This is a genomic window from Pantoea sp. 1B4 (assembly GCF_016925765.1).
Taxonomy (GTDB): Bacteria; Pseudomonadota; Gammaproteobacteria; order Enterobacterales; family Enterobacteriaceae; genus Pantoea; species Pantoea agglomerans.
Map to the genome: position 1 here is coordinate 1,758,957 of NZ_JAEUWZ010000001.1, position 17,996 is coordinate 1,776,952.

At 56.8% G+C, this 17,996-nt stretch carries 12 protein-coding genes and 3 pseudogenes; 7 read left to right on the forward strand and 8 right to left on the reverse strand.

Annotated elements, in window-relative coordinates:
- The first annotated feature begins 146 nt into the window (after window positions 1–146).
- The gene (locus JNO11_RS08580) at window positions 147–419 is read left to right on the forward strand and encodes a hypothetical protein (protein WP_010245525.1); all 273 of its coding nucleotides are present in this window, start codon (window positions 147–149) and stop codon (window positions 417–419) included.
- Between the two features lie 114 nt (window positions 420–533).
- On the opposite strand, the gene JNO11_RS08585 is transcribed toward JNO11_RS08580, so the two are convergent.
- The 4 genes and pseudogenes from JNO11_RS08585 to treZ form a co-directional block, all read right to left on the reverse strand.
- The gene (locus tag JNO11_RS08585; RefSeq protein WP_010245522.1) at window positions 534–1,298 is read right to left on the reverse strand and encodes an SDR family oxidoreductase; all 765 of its coding nucleotides are present in this window, start codon (window positions 1,296–1,298) and stop codon (window positions 534–536) included.
- A 126-nt stretch (window positions 1,299–1,424) separates the two neighbouring features.
- Window positions 1,425–3,501 (reverse strand): annotated as a pseudogene (gene glgX, locus JNO11_RS08590) (glycogen debranching protein GlgX).
- Window positions 3,502–3,559: 58 nt separating this feature from the next.
- The gene (treY, locus tag JNO11_RS08595; protein WP_325177182.1) at window positions 3,560–6,088 is read right to left on the reverse strand and encodes a malto-oligosyltrehalose synthase; all 2,529 of its coding nucleotides are present in this window, start codon (window positions 6,086–6,088) and stop codon (window positions 3,560–3,562) included.
- The gene (gene treZ, locus JNO11_RS08600) at window positions 6,085–7,869 is read right to left on the reverse strand and encodes a malto-oligosyltrehalose trehalohydrolase (protein WP_187507619.1); all 1,785 of its coding nucleotides are present in this window, start codon (window positions 7,867–7,869) and stop codon (window positions 6,085–6,087) included. The genes treY and treZ overlap by 4 nt, the downstream gene beginning before the upstream one ends.
- A gap of 426 nt (window positions 7,870–8,295) precedes the next feature.
- Between treZ and JNO11_RS08605 the strand changes: the two genes are divergently transcribed.
- Window positions 8,296–8,592, forward strand: a complete 297-nt coding sequence (locus JNO11_RS08605; protein ID WP_033771662.1) for a hypothetical protein — start codon at window positions 8,296–8,298, stop codon at window positions 8,590–8,592.
- A gap of 54 nt (window positions 8,593–8,646) precedes the next feature.
- On the opposite strand, the pseudogene JNO11_RS08610 reads toward JNO11_RS08605, so the two are convergent.
- Window positions 8,647–9,823 (reverse strand): annotated as a pseudogene (locus tag JNO11_RS08610) (mechanosensitive ion channel domain-containing protein).
- Between JNO11_RS08610 and JNO11_RS08615 the strand changes: the two are divergent.
- Together JNO11_RS08615 and JNO11_RS08620 are read left to right on the forward strand one after the other, a co-directional pair.
- The gene (locus tag JNO11_RS08615) at window positions 9,746–9,928 is read left to right on the forward strand and encodes a hypothetical protein (protein WP_325177689.1); all 183 of its coding nucleotides are present in this window, start codon (window positions 9,746–9,748) and stop codon (window positions 9,926–9,928) included. The pseudogene JNO11_RS08610 and the gene JNO11_RS08615 overlap by 78 nt on opposite strands.
- A 198-nt stretch (window positions 9,929–10,126) precedes the next feature.
- A complete protein-coding gene (locus JNO11_RS08620; protein WP_325177183.1) occupies window positions 10,127–11,785 on the forward strand; it encodes a methyl-accepting chemotaxis protein in 1,659 nt (552 codons plus the stop codon).
- Between the two features lie 67 nt (window positions 11,786–11,852).
- Here JNO11_RS08620 and katE read toward each other — a convergent pair.
- Window positions 11,853–14,118, reverse strand: a pseudogene (gene katE, locus JNO11_RS08625) (catalase HPII).
- Window positions 14,119–14,508: 390 nt separating this feature from the next.
- On the opposite strand from katE, the gene zinT reads away from it, so the two are divergent.
- Window positions 14,509–15,156 (forward strand): metal-binding protein ZinT, encoded by a 648-nt coding sequence (gene zinT, locus JNO11_RS08630; protein ID WP_325177659.1) that lies wholly within the window; start codon window positions 14,509–14,511, stop codon window positions 15,154–15,156.
- Between the two features lie 104 nt (window positions 15,157–15,260).
- A complete protein-coding gene (locus JNO11_RS08635; protein WP_010245485.1) occupies window positions 15,261–15,545 on the forward strand; it encodes a helix-turn-helix transcriptional regulator in 285 nt (94 codons plus the stop codon).
- Window positions 15,546–15,650: 105 nt separating this feature from the next.
- Here JNO11_RS08635 and JNO11_RS08640 read toward each other — a convergent pair whose 3' ends face one another.
- The gene (locus tag JNO11_RS08640) at window positions 15,651–16,016 is read right to left on the reverse strand and encodes an MmcQ/YjbR family DNA-binding protein (protein WP_010245482.1); all 366 of its coding nucleotides are present in this window, start codon (window positions 16,014–16,016) and stop codon (window positions 15,651–15,653) included.
- A 101-nt stretch (window positions 16,017–16,117) separates the two neighbouring features.
- Between JNO11_RS08640 and JNO11_RS08645 the strand changes: the two genes are divergently transcribed.
- Complete coding sequence (locus JNO11_RS08645) at window positions 16,118–17,086, forward strand: UV damage endonuclease UvsE (RefSeq protein WP_325177184.1); 969 nt, start codon at window positions 16,118–16,120, stop codon at window positions 17,084–17,086.
- A gap of 35 nt (window positions 17,087–17,121) precedes the next feature.
- Here the strand turns inward: JNO11_RS08645 and JNO11_RS08650 are convergent, their stop codons facing one another.
- Entirely contained in the window at window positions 17,122–17,985 is an 864-nt protein-coding gene (locus JNO11_RS08650; RefSeq protein WP_325177185.1) for a glucose 1-dehydrogenase, read from the reverse strand.
- Window positions 17,986–17,996: the final 11 nt, after the last annotated feature.

Consider the following 17,996-nt stretch of genomic DNA (forward strand, 5'->3'; position numbering starts at 1 on the left):
TCTCAAAGTCAGCCAGACTTACGCAATAAAGTGGTTTTAGGGATAATTCTCAGTTAGTTTAATAAAGCTTCAGATTACAAAAAAAACCTCTTACGAATTTTGGTTCGTTTTTTAAGATACATACAGCAACTATCAGGATGACTACCATGCTCAAAGCCAGCTACTATTATCTGTGCCCGCGTCCCATGGGTGGGTGGATTTTACACAAAGAAGGTTGCGTTAATCTGTCAAAGAACGATAAACGCGTTTTTATTGGTTCGCTTTATACCCGCCAGCAGGCGCTGGCCGTGGCGAAAGTCCATCACGCTAATGCCATACTCTGTAATGCCTGCCTGAGCACTTTTATTTGCCCGACCAGCAGCACGGCAATTAAACCGGCACGCGCGGCAACGCCAACCCGCCATACGCCAAAACATTAATTTGTATGCAGGCAGTTATTGTTCTGCTGTGGCAGAAGGATAATAAAGGGAATTAATGCTGCGGGCCGGTTAGAATAAAAAAAGGCAGCGTAAAGACGCTGCCCTGTTCTTTATTTAAGCCTGTTTAGGCTGGCCATTTGAAGCGGTAATTCCGCCATCGACCGGCAGATTAACGCCGGTAATATAACTGGCTTCATCGCTGGCAATAAAGAGAATGGCACGGGCGATATCATCCGCTTCACCGGCCCGGCGCAGTGGAATACGGTCGTAAAAGCGCTCCAGCAGCGCCTGATCCTGTTTGGCATCTTCGGTCAGATCGGTAAAGGTAAAGCCGGGACAGATTGCATTGACTCGTACGCCATCTGCGCCGTAGTCCATCGCCAGCGCACGGGTGAAGTTGGTAATCGCCCCTTTAGCCGCGTTGTAGATGCTCATGCCCCAGTCGCCGCCTAAACCGGAAACGGAAGAGATGTTAACCACGTTGCCTTTGCTCTTTAACAGGGCAGGCATGAAATAGTGTACGCCGTGGAAAACCCCATCAAGGTCAGTTTTCATCAGGGTTTTCCATGCGTCGAGGTCGACTTCATGGATGCGGCCCTGCACGATGACGCCGGCGTTATTTACCAGTACGTCAACACGGCCATACTTCTTCAGCACGGTTTCTGACAGCTGTTTAACCTGTGCGGCTTCTGAGACGTCGCAGGCAGCCACCAGGTGATCGCCTGGCGTCATGTCGGCCAGCGTCTCTTCCAGTTTCTGCGCGGTACGGCCCACCAGCACCACTGATGCACCCTCTTCAGCGAAGCGTTTTGCGCTGGCTTCGCCAATGCCGGATCCGGCACCTGTCACAACCACAACTTTCTGCGTAAATCTGGACATTATGCCTCCTTTTCAGCATCAATTCTCACTGTTAACAACCGGTTAAGCCTGGCAGCGATCGCCAGAAACACAAGCGCAGCGCGAAATGCGCTGCGCCAGATGACTGCTTTTTAACCGGGTGAGCGGCTATGGACGTCTGAACAGGGCGAAGCTGCGTCCTTCCAGTTCAAAATCCTTCTCTTTGGTGATCACCAGACCGCGCTTCGCGGTGTCGCTGGTGGTCAGTTCCAGCACCCAGCCGCCTTCACCAAACTGCGGGATCTGGAACGGTACATTGCCTTCAAACGGATTGAACAGCATCAGGACGTCGTGCCAGATGCCTTCCTCGGTCTGGAGGTCCGGTCGGCCGATATAGACGCCCAGCGTTGATCCCTCATCCCACTGCTCAGCCTGCTGGAAGCCGCCACCGGCGTTAAACCATTTAATATCCATGCCATCACGCCAGTTTTCACGGCGCAGTAACGGCTGCTGAGCACGTAACGTCAGGATCTGGCGGGTGAACTCGCGCAGCGCCTCGGCAGATTCCGGCAGGTTATCCCAGTGTACCCAGGAGATTTCGCTGTCCTGGCAGTAGCCATTGTTGTTGCCCATCTGGCTGCGGCCAAACTCGTCGCCCGCCAGCAGCATTGGCGTACCGTGTGAGAAGATCAGCGTGGCGAGGAAGTTGCGCTTCTGACGCTCGCGCACCGCGTTGATGCCTTCATCATCGGTCGGGCCTTCAACCCCGTAGTTGTAAGAGCGGTTGTCGTTGTGGCCGTCGTTGTTGTCTTCGCCATTCTCCGCGTTATGTTTGTCGTTGTACGACACCAGATCGTTGAGGGTGAAGCCATCGTGCGCGGTGATAAAGTTGACGCTGGCCCATGGACGACGACCGTGCTGATCGTAGAGATCGCCGGAACCCAGCAGGCGGGCAGCAAAGTCTGTGGAGACGTTGTTGCCTTTCCAGTAGTCACGCACCGTATCGCGATACTGATCGTTCCATTCTGCCCAGCCTGGCGGGAAGCTGCCCACCTGATAGCCGCCCGGACCGATATCCCACGGTTCACCAATCAGCTTTTTCTGCGACAGGACCGGGTCCTGCATGATGGCATCGAAGAAGCCGCCGCGCGGGTCAAAACCATCAGGCTCGCGACCGAGAATGGTACCCAGATCGAAACGGAAGCCGTCGATATGCATTGATTCTGACCAGTAACGCAGCGAATCGAGCACCATCTGCAGCACACGCGGATGCGAGGTGTTGACGGTGTTACCGGTACCGGTGTCGTTAATGTAATAGCGATGCTGGTCTGGCAACGTACGGTAATAGGAGAAGTTATCGATGCCTTTAAACGACAGCGTTGGCCCCAGCTCATTCCCCTCGGCGGTGTGGTTGTAAACCACGTCGAGGATCACCTCAATACCGGCATCATGGAAGGCTCGCACCATATCACGGAAGCCCTGAATGCCGCGCGGCCCAAAGTAGCGGGTGGCGGGGGCAAAGAAGTTCAGCGTGTTATATCCCCAGAAGTTTTTCAGCCCTTTATCCAGCAGGTGCTGGTCATCCGGGAACCAGTGTACCGGCAGCAGTTCGACCGAGGTAATGCCCAGGCTTTTAATGTAGTCGACGGTCGATTTGTGGCTCATGCCGTCAAAGGTGCCGCGCATTTCAGGTGGCAGGGCGGTGTTGAGCTGCGTGAAGCCCTTAACGTGGGTTTCATAGATAACGGTTTTCGGCCACGGCACATTCGGGCGGTTTTTATCCTGCCAGTCGAATTCGTTGGGATCGATCACCCGGCACTTTGGCGTAAACGGCGCGCTGTCGCGGCTGTCGAAGGTCAGATCTTTATCGTCATGATAGAGATCGTAAGCGAAGTGCGCTTCGTTCCACGCGATGTCACCCGCCAGTTCACGGGCGTAGGGATCGAGCAGCAGCTTTGTTCGGGTTAAAGCGATGACCATTTTCCGGGTCATAAGGGCCATAGACGCGATAGCCATAAAGCGCGCCGGGCTGCAGGCCCGGAATATAGCCGTGCCATACTTCATGGGTATATTCCGGCAGCTCCAGACGGGCAATTTCCGTTTTACCGCTGGGATCGTACAGACAGAGTTCAACCCGCTCGGCGTGGGCGCTGAACAGGGCGAAGTTCACGCCCTGACCATCAAAGTTGGCCCCCAGTAAATGGCTGTATCCCGCCGTAATTTCAAAACGCTGACTGTTTGACATTTATGCCTCGTTATTCAATGAACAGATTGACGCGTAATAAAAAAGTTCTTTCCGGAATTCACTGTGCCACCAGCACGGCACACCACTGCGATGCCAGCCCGGTAAGCGGCAACTGGTCGCCCGCAGCCACCGTTTTACCGGTCAGCACATCCTGGTAGCGGCGCTGGCTCAGTACGGTGGGCAGCGCAATGACCGTGTCAGCCCAGCGCGCAGCGGGCGGCTGGTCGAGATTCTCCGGAAGCTGGTTAAAGACCCGGCGTGACACAACCACTATCACCGCCTGATCCTGTTTGGTGCGGGCAAAGGCCAGCACATTATTCTGCTGCTCGCCCTCTGCCGACAGTGCCAGATAGTCACCGTGGCGGAACAGGGCAGGCTGCTGCTGACGCAGCGTCAGCAGCGTCACAATCGCCTGCTGATTGACCTGACCACGCAGCCAGTGCGCCTCGCTGCCGTCGTGCTGTGGCGCGTTAAGCATCGCCGCCAGCGCGTCGAAATCGGGTTCGCGGCGGTTATCCGGATCGACCAGGCTGAAGTCCAGTGCCTCGCTGCCCTGATAAATATCGGGTACGCCAGGCGCCGTAAGCTTCACCACAGTCTGGGTCAGGCTGTTAACCAGACCGGCACGCATAAAGGGTTGCAGCGACTGGCAGAAGTCACTGAGGAAGGTGCTGTTGGCGGGCGCAAGCAGGTGACGGGCATAGTCCAGCACTGCCTCCTCATAGGCGTCGTTGTTGTCGGCCCAGTCGGTACGCAGCTTGGCTTCACGCAGCGCTTTTTCCACATAGACCACAAAGCGGGCTTCCAGCGCCGCCAGACCTTCCGCATCCTGCGGCTGCAGGGTGGTTGGCCAGACGCCCGCCAGCGCTTCATACAGCATCCACTCCACGGCCGGTTCGGGTGCCGGACCATCTTTCAGGCGTACGACCTGATCGTGGTTCATCTCCCGCCAGCGGTTGACGCATTCCGCCCAGCGTTGCGGCGCTTCGGTAAGGGTATAGAGTCGCGCACGCGCATCTTCACCGCGCTTGGTGTCGTGCGTGGAGGTGCCCGACAGCGCATCGGGTTGATGTTCGCGCCGCGCCTGCATTTCAGCGTGAAACTGATCCAGCGAGAAGTGGCGCGCCAGCGGTTCAGCGCCGACTTCATTCAGCGCCAGCGCCATGTGCTGACGGAAGAAGAGGGTATCTTCCACCGATTTCGCCATCAGCGGTCCGGTCAGCTGCTGGAAGCGGGTGCGGAATTGCGTGGCATCGTCGCGAGCGGAGTCGGCAACCTCTGCGCGCAGAATATGGGTCAGGAAATCAAGCGCCTGACTGTCGGGCGCATGGGCACTGGCTTTGACCTCGCTGACCACCTGTTGCAACAGCGCGGTGTCGGCTGGCGTCAGGCCCTGCGGCGTACCGTAGGTGCGATAGACCGGGAACGCCACCAGCAGTTCACGCAGCGCATTCTTCAGTTCCGCCTCCGGCTGTGGCGTGCCTTCTGCGTCGGCAATCTTCAGTGCCAGCTGCAGTAACCGGTTAAATTCACCGGCAAAATTGCGGTTTGCCATCAGCAGTTTGGCGGCGCGTAGCTCCGCTTTCATATCAACGGTTTTACCGATGACGGCCTGATACGCTTTGCGCAGTCCGCTCAGCTGATCGCTGTCGACCAGCAGATTGGCGAGTGCGGCCATAAATTCATATCCGGTGGTGCCGGAAACCGGCCATGCATCAGGCAGCTGTTCATTGTCACCCAGGATTTTCTCCACGGTGAGATAGCAGTCGGGACCGGCAGCCTGGCGTAACTGTTCCAGATAGCCGTGCGGATCGGCCAGGCCATCCACGTGGTCGACGCGTAGGCCCTGCACCGCACCGCTGTGAACCAGCTCCAGGATCAGCTGATGCGCGGCATCGAAGACCGTTTTGTCTTCCACGCGCACGCCTGCCAGACCGGTGACTTCAAAGAAGCGACGGTAGGAGAGATCGTTGGGCGCATCGCGCCACGACATCAGCCGCCACGGCTGCTGGTCATGCAGTTCAGCAATCTCCGCCGCGTCGCGGAGGGCGAGTACCGCTTCTTCCCGATCCTGCCAGGTCTCAGGTGCCAGCGGATAGAAATTGTCGAAGTAGGCCAGCGCCGGTTTGCCGGTCTGCGGATCGCGCTTCACGCTGATCTCGCCGTTGGCCAGCACCGCCTCAAAGGTGTCACCGAGGAACGGCAGCGTCAGGCGGCGTGACCAGTCGATATCGAAGTAATGCGCATAGCGGCTCTGTTCGCCATGCTCAATGACGTCGCGCCACCACGGGTTCTCCAGCGAGGCGGCCATATGGTTGGGCACGATGTCGAGGATCAGCCCCAGCCCGGCCGCTTTCAGCGCAGCAGCCATGCGATCAAATCCTTCACGGCCGCCAATCGACGGCTCGATCTGGTTAACGTCGGTCACGTCATAGCCGTGGGTCGATTCAGCAGTAGCGCTGAAGATCGGTGACGCGTAAAGATGGCTGATACCCAGCTGTTTCAGGTAGGGCACCAGCGCCGCCGCACGGTCAAACGTCATGCCGTTGCGGAACTGAATGCGGTACGTTGCGGTTGGAATATTCATTCTGCTTCTCTCTTAGCCAGGCGAACCACGATAGCGTTGGGAATCAGTTCGCTGGCGGCCTGCGGCCAGGCAAACAGCGTTTCGCCGGGCAGATCGGGGATCGGCTGTGTGCTGTCACCGACGTTCAGCGCCAGTGACAGCGTGCCCTGCGGGAAGTCCCAGCGCACCGCGAGGAAACCTTCCGCCGTTTTCACCACCTGACCGGCATCGCCACCGGCGGTCTGCAGCAGCGGCACGATATGTTGCTGACGCAGGGCCAGCAGCTGACGCGTCAGCGCCAGCCACTGCTGACCTTCCGGCGTTTCTGTTCGCTGCCAGTTAAGCTTCGACTGTTCAAAGGTGGTGACATCGTTGGGATCCGGCACAGTTTCGCCGTGACCGGCATGGCCTTCAAACTCTCTGGCGCGACCTTCACGCACCGCTTTGGCCAGATCGCCGTGGAAATCGGTGAAGAACAGGAACGGCCGGGTTTCGCCATACTCTTCACCCATAAACAGCAGCGGAATATGAGGCGAGACCAGTAACATCGCCAGCAGCACCTGGGTGCGCTCTGCGCCGGCCAGGCTGATGAGCCTTTCGCCCTGCGCACGGTTGCCCGTCTGGTCATGGTTCTGGATGAAGTCGACAAAGGCGACCGGCGGCTGGCTGCTGCTTTTCACGCCGCGTGGCTCGCCCGACTGCGGCGAGACTTCACCCTGATAGACAAAGCCTTCTGCCAGCGCCCGCGCTACCCGCTGTTCCGGCTGGTCGGCAAAATCCTGGTAATAGGCGTGGCTTTCACCGGTTGCCAGCACATGCACGGCGTTGTGGAAGTCATCGTTCCATTCGCCAGTAAACAGCGGAGCGTCCCCGTTTTCGTCACGCGGATGCAGGAAGGTGACGTTACGGCAATCTTCGGTGGTCAGATGAATAGGGCGATCGGTAATCGTGGCGCGGATGCGCTCAGCAATGTCAATCAGCACATGCTTGTCGCTGGGATCGTCAATCTGATCGATGGCGTCAAAGCGCAGGCCATCCAGATTAAACTCCTGCAGCCAGTAGAGCGGCGCTTCCACGATATAGCGGCGCACCGCATCAACGTCATAGGCGATACCGGCGCCCCACGGCGTCTGGCGCTCTTTGTGGAAGAAGTCTGGTGAGAGCAGCGGCAGATAGTTGCCCTCCGGGCCGAAGTGGTTCAGCACGATATCCAGCACTACCGACAGACCGTGGCCGTGTGCTGCGTCAATAAAGGCTTTAAAATCATCGGGTGTGCCGTAGGCGGCATGCGGTGCATAGAGCAGCACGCCATCGTAGCCCCAGCCGCGATTACCGCCGAACTGCGACACTGGCAGCACTTCAATCATGGTAATGCCGGTTTCAGCCAGCGTTGGCAGCTTCTCAATCGCCGCCCGGAAGGTGCCCTCAGGCGTAAAGGTGCCGATGTGCAGTTCATAGACCACCGACTCCTGCCATGGACGACCCTTCCAGCTCGTGTTCTGCCACTGATAAGCGTCAGGATCGATCACCAGCGACGGGCCATTGACCTCTGCTTTCTGAGCGCGGGCGGCGGGATCGGGCACCGCTGTACCATCGGCCAGCACATAATCATATTCGGCATTGGCTGCCACACCAGCGACCTGAGTTTCAAACCAGCCGTCAGCCTGCGGCGTCATCTCAATGTCTTTACCGGAGAGCCGCAGCGTCACGCGTTGCTGACCGGTTGCCCAGAGGCGGAAACGCACCTCGTCGCTGGCAACCCGTTCAGCGCCCCAACTTTTAAAAAAAGATTTGGATTCCATTCAGTTGCCTCATTTAGCCTGGAAATGCGCGATGGTGGCCACCGCACGAAAAGGATGTCGATGACGCAAGCGTCAAAAAATCTTAAAGCTATCAGCGAGACCAGGAGGCCAGGTGGGCTGGCGCGTCTCTTCAGTCAGAAAGCCGGACTGGTATTCAGCGTGGTGTGGCGGAAAACGGGCCGTGAGACCGCTTCCACGCGGCATACAGAGAGTAATCATAGACTAAGATGTTGCAATCGCAGGGCGGCGGGAGGTGGAGAGGCATTAATTTGCGTTAATTGCTGTGAATCTGCATCCGGCGGGGCGAAAGCAGGAACCAGGCGCAGAAAAGCCTGCCGGATGGCGCCGATTCGCTATAAGCTAATGCGCGATGGCGCAGGTCGCTCCGGATGACCTGCGGCGCTGAACACTTCAGAAGGATGTTACGTGAGGAAAAGAGTTCTGTTAGCCGCGTTGTTGTTGCTGGTCTCCGCCTGTTCTAACCGGGTCGGACACAAGCTGGACAGCAGTAATCTGCAGCAAATTCATGCCGGTCAGACGACCAAAGCCCAGCTGATCGCGCTGTTTGGTCAGCCTGACAGTGAAACACCTTACCCGGACGGGCAGCGGTTGCTGAAGTGGACCTACAGCGAGGCGCGCACCCTGAATACCACCGAAGGGCAGACGCTGACCGTGCAGATGAAAAATGACAAAGTGCTGAACTATGCGCTGAGTAAAAGTTAATGCGCTGAGCAAACGTGAATCACGGCGGCGGCAGATCGCCACCGCGTATTCTGGTTACTGCCCGCCGCTCTGCTGTGCATCCCGGCTGTCGGGGCGCGGCTGAGCCAGACGGGCAAAATCGGATCCTGCCGGATGCTGATAAATCTGCAGCTCAAAGTGGCGGGCCATCGCGTAGATATACTCAAAGATCGCTGCCTGAGTATTTTCATAATCGGCCCAGAAAATAGAGGAGGTGAAGCAGTAAATCTCCACCGGCAATCCATCCGGCGACGGTTTCAGCGGTCGCACCACGATATACATCTCTTTCTGAATGTCGTCACGCTGCGCCAGCCAGGCGGTCAGGTATTTACGGAACACCATCAGATTGGTGATACCGTTCTCCATAAACCAGCGGTCGCCCACGGCATTGATATCACGTCCATCCAGCAGCTCAGTGATCGATTCGCCAGCGAGGCGGATCTGGCTCATCGCCTGCAGCATCTCCTGATTCACAAAGGTGATCGACTTCTGATCAAGATAAAAGCTGCGCATGATGCGGCGTGCGCCCGAGGAGAACATCGCCTGCCAGTTGGTGTAGGTCTCGGTCAGGAAGTTCTTGGTCGGGATGCGCGAAATGGTGTTGTCCCAGTTGCGGATGGTGATGGTATGCAGAGCAATATCGATCACTTCACCACTGATATTTCTGTCCGGCATCTCAATCCAGTCGCCCAGTTGCAGCACATCGTTAGAGGAGAGCTGAATATTCGCCACCAGCGACAGCAGCGTATGCTGGAAAATCAGCATCAGCACCGCGGCGACCGCACCCAGCGAGGAGATGATAATCGCCGGCGACTTGTTGGACATAATCGCCAGAATCATGATCGCGGCGATAATATGCACCAGAATTTTGCCGATCTGGATATAGCCTTTGATCGAGTGATTCTTGCGTTTTGATTTGCGCGAATAGGAGTTGTTAACAATCTCCAGCACTTCGTTGAAGAAGATCGACAGATAGACAAAAAACAGGATGCCGCAGATGGTCTGAATCGCCACTTTCAGATTTTCAGGCAGGCCCGGCATAAACTGCAGGAAATTGTAGACCACAATCACCGGCACAAAATTTGACAGCTTCTGAGAGAGGCGGACATCTTTATCCAGCGGCACGCCCTTTTTTGTGGCTGCTGAAAAAGACCTTCCTGATCACTTTGACGATGAAAAATTTGCAGATCAGGTGAGTGACCATCCCGGCCATAATCAGCAGCAACAGGCTGAAGCTGATCGACAGTACCCTGTTTCCCTCAATAAAACTCATCAGACTCTGAATGTAATGCATGATAACCACGTGCAAAAAAGATAAGGGGCGAATTCAACCACAGCACGGGGACGGTTGTTAAGCGCCGAATGCGTTCAGGCTGAGCCGCACCGCTTTTTTTGCGTAACGGCGCGCTGACAGCACCCTCCATCCTGCGGATTGTTACCTTCTCTGGTGCAACACTCAGATAAACGCCGCGCTGGCCGATAACAGCTTTATCTCCTCTGATATGAGCCTGCGGACATGCTTAAAAATCTTAAAATCACTCACGGTATCGCTGCTGTTCTGGTGGTCTTTGTGACGTTACTGACCCTGACCGGATTTCTGTTCTATAACGGCGTCTCAAAAGCCGACAAAAACTTCGTGGCGGCAGAGCAGCTTACGCTGCAGCAGCAGCACCTGAGTGACGCGGTAAAAACCCTGATCAAAACCCGCGTCACCATCAACCGCGTGGCAATCCGTTTCCTGAAAAATCAGCAGGATCCAAAATCACTGGCAGCCATGGCTGCGCTGCTGGAGCAGGCTGGAAAGTCTGCTGCTGCTGCCGATGCGGACTTCAAAGCCTGGCAGGCGCTGCCGCGCAAAGAGGGCCAGGGTGAAGCCCAGGCGACGCAGGTGCAGACCGCCTACCAGCAGATGCGTGACACCATGCTGGCCTCCATTACCTTTCTGAAGCAGGGCAACTACGCGGGCTACGGCAACCTTGAAGCACAGGCGGCGCAGGACCAGCTCGACAGTGCCTATGAGGCCTGGCGTGCAGTGAACATCCAGCTGATGAAAGCGTCCTCGGAGCATAACCAGCGTAGCCTGACGGATGCGCTCTGGGCGCTGCTGACTATTGGCCTGATCACCGGCGTGATTGGGGTCGCGGTCTGGATTGGGCTGCAGAAATTGCTGATTGGCCCACTGGGCAGGCTGACCGACCATATGCGCGCCATTTCAGGCGGCGATCTGACCTCCGATATTCAGCATGAAGGCCGCAATGAGATGGGTCTGCTGATTCAGGAACTGCAGCAGATGCGCGATGCGCTGGTGGTGACCATTACCTCGGTCGATGACGCCACCCGCTCTATCTTTACCGGTGCAGCGGAAATCTCTGCGGGCAGCACCGATCTCTCTTCCCGTACCGAACAGCAGGCTGCCGCGCTGGAACAGACCGCAGCCAGTATGGAGCAGCTCACCTCAACGGTGAAACTCAATGCAGACAATGCGCAGCAGGCGACCACGGTAGCGAAAGAGGCTTCAGCCACGGCCATGCAGGGCGGTGAGACTGTCGCCCGGGTCATCGCCAATATGGATCAGATCAGCGAAAGCTCGAATCAGATTGCCGGTATCATCGCCATTATCGACAGTATTGCCTTCCAGACCAATATTCTGGCGCTGAACGCCGCCGTTGAAGCCGCGCGTGCCGGTGAACAGGGTCGTGGATTTGCAGTGGTAGCGGGTGAAGTGCGCTCGCTGGCCGGACGCAGCGCCAGCGCCGCCCAGGAGATCCGGGGACTGATCGACCGCTCAGCCGAGCGAATTAAAACCGGTGCCGGTCATGCTTCTCAGGCGGGCGTCGCGATGGAGAGCATCGTGACGTCGGTGAGTCGTGTCACGCAGCTGATCGAAGAGATTGCGGCCTCCTCGACTGAACAGACCCGTGGCATTGAGCAGGTCTGCAAAGCGGTCTCGGAAATGGATGGTGTGACGCAGCAGAACGCCGCGCTGGTGGAGGAGTCCGCGACTGCCGCCGCCTCACTGGAAGAGCAGGCGAGCTACCTGCGTAAAACGGTATCGGTATTCAAAACCGGCACTCTGCAGGTGGCGTTCTCTGCTGCGCCGGTGGCGAAAGCCCTTGCCGTGCCAAAACTTCAGCCTGCCCGCCTGGCGGACAACGATAACTGGCAGACCTTCTGATAAAAAAAACCGCCCCAAGGGCGGTTTTTTATTTTGTGACGCGGCATGCGGCATCGTGCCGCTGACATCAGGCCGGGACGGACTGTGCCTTCTGGCTGCGCGACCAGACGCGGTGCGCTTTCATCGCCTGAGTGAACTCAGACATCAGCGCGCTCTCCGCCGAGTCGCCCTGCACAATACCTTCTTCCTGATCCGCATCTTCCAGACCGAACTGCGCTTTAAAGCGGCGCGCTTCCCCCACCAGACCAATCACCTTGAGGTGCTTGTAGGCTTCCAGCAGGAAGTAACGGGCATCGCCGCTCAGCAGCAGGGCATCGATATTGCCATCCGGCACCATCACCGCATCAAAGGTCAGAGAGGGCAGACCGGCGAACGTCGCATCGACCGGCAGCACTGAACCGTCATCGGCGCGCACCTGGCCCATATGCGGAGCCAGCAGTTTGGCGTGAACACCCACCGCTTTCAGCGCCTGCAAAATCGCCAGCACATCAGCCGCCTTCACACCATCGCTGAGCAGCAGTGCGACCTGGCGACCTTTGATCTCGCCATCCGGAATGGCGTAGAGGCTCAGGCTGTCATCTTTAGTCAGGCCATTCACCGGCGCAGGCGGCTGAATGTTGAGCTGCTCATCCGTCAGAGCGAGTCCCAGGTTATCCGCTACGCCCTGCGCCAGTTTAGTATCGATGCGTGCCAGATGATCTACCACACGCTCACGGATATAAGCACGCGCCACTTTACTCAGTTCAAACGAGTAGGCACCAATGATGTGCTGCTGCTCGACTTCAGTCTGGCTCAGCCAGAACAGGCGCGGCTGCGCATAGTACTCACCAAATGAGGGGCTGCGCTCGCGCACTTTATGGCCCTCAATCCGCTCCTGATAGCTCTCGAAGCCGCCGCCTTCTGCAGCAGGTGGAGTTTCACGCGGCCAGTTATCGTTGATCGAGTTCGGCTCGTAGTTCGCCGGATTGGTGTCGATATCCTGACGATGCATGCCCTGACGCTGGAAGTTATGGTACGGGCAGGTCGGACGGTTGATCGGGATCTCATGGAAGTTCGGTCCGCCCAGACGACTGATCTGCGTATCGGTATAGGAGAACAGACGACCCTGTAACAGCGGATCGTTGGAGAAATCGAGGCCCGGCACGATATGGCCCGGGTGGAACGCCACCTGCTCGGTTTCAGCAAAGAAGTTGTCCGGGTTACGGTTAAGTACCATCTTGCCGACAATCTCAACCGGCACCAGCGCTTCCGGGATCAGCTTGGTTGCATCCAGAATATCGAAGTCAAATTTGAACTCATCCTCTTCCGGGATCAGTTGCAGGCCCAGTTCATATTCCGGGAAATCACCCGCTTCAATCGCTTCCCACAGATCGCGGCGATGGAAATCGGGATCGCGACCGGTCAGTTTCTGCGACTCGTCCCACAGCAGCGACGCTTTACCGGCCACCGGCTTCCAGTGGAAACGGACAAAGGTCGCTTTACCTTCAGCGTTAATCAGGCGGAAGGTGTGAATACCAAAACCTTCCATGGTGCGATAGCTGCGCGGAATACCCCGATCAGACATCGCCCAGATAACGTTGTGCATGGTTTCCGGCTGCAGAGAGACGTAATCCCAGAAGGTGTCATGGGCGCTCTGGCCCTGCGGGATTTCGTTATGCGGTTCCGGCTTAACGGCATGCACAAAGTCAGGGAATTTATGCGCATCCTGAATAAAGAACACCGGCGTGTTGTTGCCCACCAAGTCAAAGACACCCTCTTCGGTGTAGAACTTGGCGGCGAAACCGCGAATGTCACGCACGGTATCAGCCGATCCGGCACCGCCCTGAACTGTAGAGAAACGCACGAAAACCGGCGTGGTCTGCTCGGGATCGCTGAGGAACTGCGCTTTGGTCAAATCTTTCAGGGAGCGGTAAGGCTGAAAATAGCCATGTGCGGCTGAGCCACGGGCATGAACAATACGTTCCGGGATACGCTCATGGTCAAAGTGCGTGATTTTCTCACGCATAATAAAGTCTTCTAGCAGCGTCGGACCGCGCGAACCGGCACGCAGTGAGTTTTGATCGTTGGCGATGCGTGTGCCCTGGTTGGTGGTGAGGGCGCGGTCGGTGCCGTTTTTGCGGCTGGCTTCAAGCTGGTCAAGTTTGGCGTTGTGCGTCTGAGGCGCTTTCAGACTGCCTGGGGCGGTGGGCTGCTTGCCTGGCGGAGTCGGTTCGGCTGGGGGGCTGATGCGAACCATCTTTTGGTGCCAGTGAACCCAGACCCGGCTCTGAGGATTCCGGACCGGTGGTCGGGGCGCGCTCGCTCAGGGGTTTCTTCTCTGTTTCTTTCGACATTAATTCATGCTCCAGCTGTTATTTTACTTTCGACGACACTAAATATAGAACAACCTGAACAATACTGAGGTTAAACCGGGCATTTAACTGTGACGACTGTGCCTTTTTTTGTCCGCCAGAAAAGCGCACTTATCTCTCAATCCGGATTATCGCTTCGCTTATTCATGCCTTGTGCCGTCTGGCTTAACGGCTTGCCAGCCCGCGCCTGCTATACGGAAAGTGTGCTTTCAGAGGATGCAGAATCTGCCGCCGCAGGAGGCGCTCATTGCCTGATGCAGGGCATTAACCGATTAATAAAATTAATGCTGACGTTCGCCGCTTTCGGTTGAAATTAGAAATGTTATATCATAACATTTCATTTTGTAACGTTGACCGGGGTATCAGACTTTGATGAATCATGCAGGTAAATGGATTGGGCTACTGGGCGCACTGTTAGTCAGCCAGCCGTCGCTGGCACACGGCACGCATGCACATGGAAAACCGCTGTCAGCCCTGGAGCAGAAAGCGGCAGAAGGGGTTTTTGCTGACAGCGATGTGAAAGATCGTCCGCTCGCTGACTGGGATGGCCTGTGGCAGTCGGTTTATCCGCTGCTGCAAAGCGGGGTGCTGGACCCGGTCTGGCAGAAGAAAGCGCAGCAGGATCACAGCAAAACGGCAGAGGAGTATAAAGCATATTACCGCAAGGGCTACGCCACCGACGTCGATACCATCGGTATTGAAAATGGCGTGATGGAGTTCCACATCGGCGACCAGGTCAGCGCCTGCCACTACCGGTATGCGGGCCACAAAATCCTGACCTATACCTCAGGTAAAAAAGGGGTGCGCTACCTGTTTGAATGCCAGGACGCGGGCAGCAAAGCGCCCAAATATGTGCAGTTCAGCGACCACACCATCGGGCCGCGTAAATCTGCCCATTTCCATATCTTTATGGGCAACGATTCTCAGCAAGCCCTGCTGGCGGAGATGGATAACTGGCCGACCTATTACCCTTACCAGATGATGAACTCACAGGTCGTGGAGGAGATGCTGCACCACTGAGTGCCGTGATCGGATGACCCGCTGGTCAGGGCGGGTACAGAGCGGTTATGCTCAGTTTATCCGGTGGGATAGCCGGGCGCACCGTTTAGAGGAGATGTTAAACGATGAGTAAGAAATCAGTTGCGTGGACGACGGCCCGCAAAGAAATTTTATCTGATCCGGCTGTTCGCGAACATTACGAGGCAGAAGTTCGGGCAGAGCACTTGCGCGAGCAGTTAGCCAAATGGCGGGAAAGCGCCGGAATGACCAGCGCTCAGGTCGCGGAGGCGCTCGGTGTCAGCCCGTCGGCAGTGTCACGCACCGAGCGTCGCGCAGATAAAGCCACAGTTGAAACACTCGCCCGCTATGCCCGTGCCTGTGGCGTTGAAAATCCCCAGATCTCTCTTTGATTGAGAGATGACGGCAGGTGCCAGAACAATGCTGGCCCTGCTATTTATCTTGCCTGCTATCAAGCAAACTTTCTTTCCGGTGCACACGTATCCCCTCCACGGGTTTTATCCCACCCAGGCCGGGCGGCGCGAGGCGGGTATACCCTTAACCACACGCTGATACGAATCCTCAACCAGCTGCTGAATCAAGCCAGGCGAGAGGTCGTCACCGGGATAGGCCGTGATCCAGTGACGTTTATTCATATGATAACCGGCGGTGATCGAGGGATAGATCACCCGGTGCAGCTCCGCCTGCTGCGGTTCGCATTTCAGGGTGATAATCGGCACACCCCGTAGTTCGGTCAGCAGTAAAAACACTTTTCCACACACTTTATAGACCTGATGTTCCGGCCCGAATGGATAGCTGCATTCAGCGGCGGGCAGCCGCTCAGCCGCTTCAATGGCGATGCGCTGGATCTCATGGCCCTGCATAGTGAGTCTCCCTGTAATTATTCAGCCTGAGTCTGCGGCCCGCGACTGGCTGGTCGCCAGGGGCCTGTTACACTTCTGATAAGCATAAATCAGGAGCAGACATGAAATTAGGCTTTGCATGTAAGTATCTCAACAGCGATGGCAAACAGTTTTTCCCGCTTCGCGCCACCACCCGTAAACGGTTTCTGAGTTTATCGCACGATGAACGTCATCAGCTGATCTATGAGATTACCGTCACTAACCTCAACAATCTCTACCTGACGCTTGAGCATCTGGCCACCTTACCTGAGCCACTCAGGATGATGCGTATTGGCAGCGATCTGTTACCGCTCTATACGGTTCCCGAGGCCACGCCACTGTTCACCGAATTTCTGCCCGAACTCTATCCGCTCTTTGCCCGCTGTGGCGAGCTGGCGCGGGCGCATCACATCCGGCTCTCATTCCATCCAGGACAATATACCGTGCTCGCCTCCGATAATCCCGATGTGGTGGTGCGCGCGCTGGAGGATGTGGAGTATCACACGCTCTGCGCCTGTCTGATGGGATATGGCAAGACCTTCCAGGATTTTAAAATCAACATTCATATGAACGGCAAGGCGGGATTCGACGGTTTCAAACGGTCGTTTAATCAGCTCAGCCCGGAAGCGCGGCGGATGCTGACGGTGGAGAATGATGAGATCTCCTGCTCGCTGGATGACGTGCTGCAGGCAGCGCCGCTCTGTCCGGTGGTGCTGGATATTCACCATCACTGGGTAAAAGAGAGTGAGTTTATTCAGCCGGATGACGCGCGTGTTGCCAGAGTGATCGATTCGTGGCGCGGCGTGCGGCCGGTGCTGCACTATTCGATTTCGCAGGAGGGGATGATTCCGCAGGAGGGCTGGCCCGATCAGCAGCAGCTGGGCGTGAGCAAAAGCAAGCTGCGGGCGCACTCTGACTACTTCTTTAACCCGACGCTGAATGCATGGGCACTGTCGTTTCAGGATTTCGATATCATGTGCGAAGTGAAAATGAAGAATCTGGCGCGGGAACAACTCTACCAGTGGGGGGATAACGCAGAAGCTGATAGCTAATCCCCTGGCCGAAGCGACCAGGGAATCGGCGAACGTTAAATAATGGCCACACCGCCCGTCACGGCGATGGTCGCTCCTGAAATGTAGCTGGCTTCATCACTGCCCAGCATCACATAGGTTGCAGCCAGTTCTGCAGGCTGACCGGCACGCTGCAGCGGCACTTCGCTGCCAAAGTTCTTCACCTGTTCAACCGGCATGGTCGACGGGATCAGTGGCGTCCAGATGGGGCCAGGTGCGACCGCATTGGCACGGATACCTTTTTCAGCCAGTAAGGCTGCCAGGCCGCCAGAGAAATTAACGATGGCGGCTTTGGTGGCGGAGTAGGCGAGCAGCTTCGGTTTCGGCTGGTCAGCATTGATCGAGGCCGTATTAATGATCGATCCACCAGCAGGCATATGCCGTGTTGCCGCTTTAGTGATGTAAAAAATCGCGTAAAGGTTGGTCTTCATGGTCCGGTCAAACTCTTCGTCGCTGATCTCATCCAGCGATTCGCGCGTCATCTGATACGCCGCGTTGTTCACCAGAATATTAATCTCACCAAAGGCTTCGACGGCTTTATCGACCAGGGCGTTGCAGTGTGACGCCTCAGTAATATCGCCAGGCACCAGAACCGCTTTCTGTCCCGCTTCTTCAACCAGCCGGGCGGTATCCTGCGCATCCTCATGTTCATCAAGATAGGAGATCAGGACATCGGCCCCTTCCCGGGCAAAGGCAATGGCGACAGCCCGGCCAATGCCGGAATCGCCACCGGTAATAATGGCTTTTTTCCCCGTGAGGCGGCCGGAGCCCTGATAACTCTGCTCGCCGTGATCGGGCTGAGGCTGCATCGCCGCGGTTTTACCCGGTGGCGTTTGTTGCTGTTCGGCAAAAGGGGGTTGCGGGCGTTGAGTCGATGACATGAATATTCCTC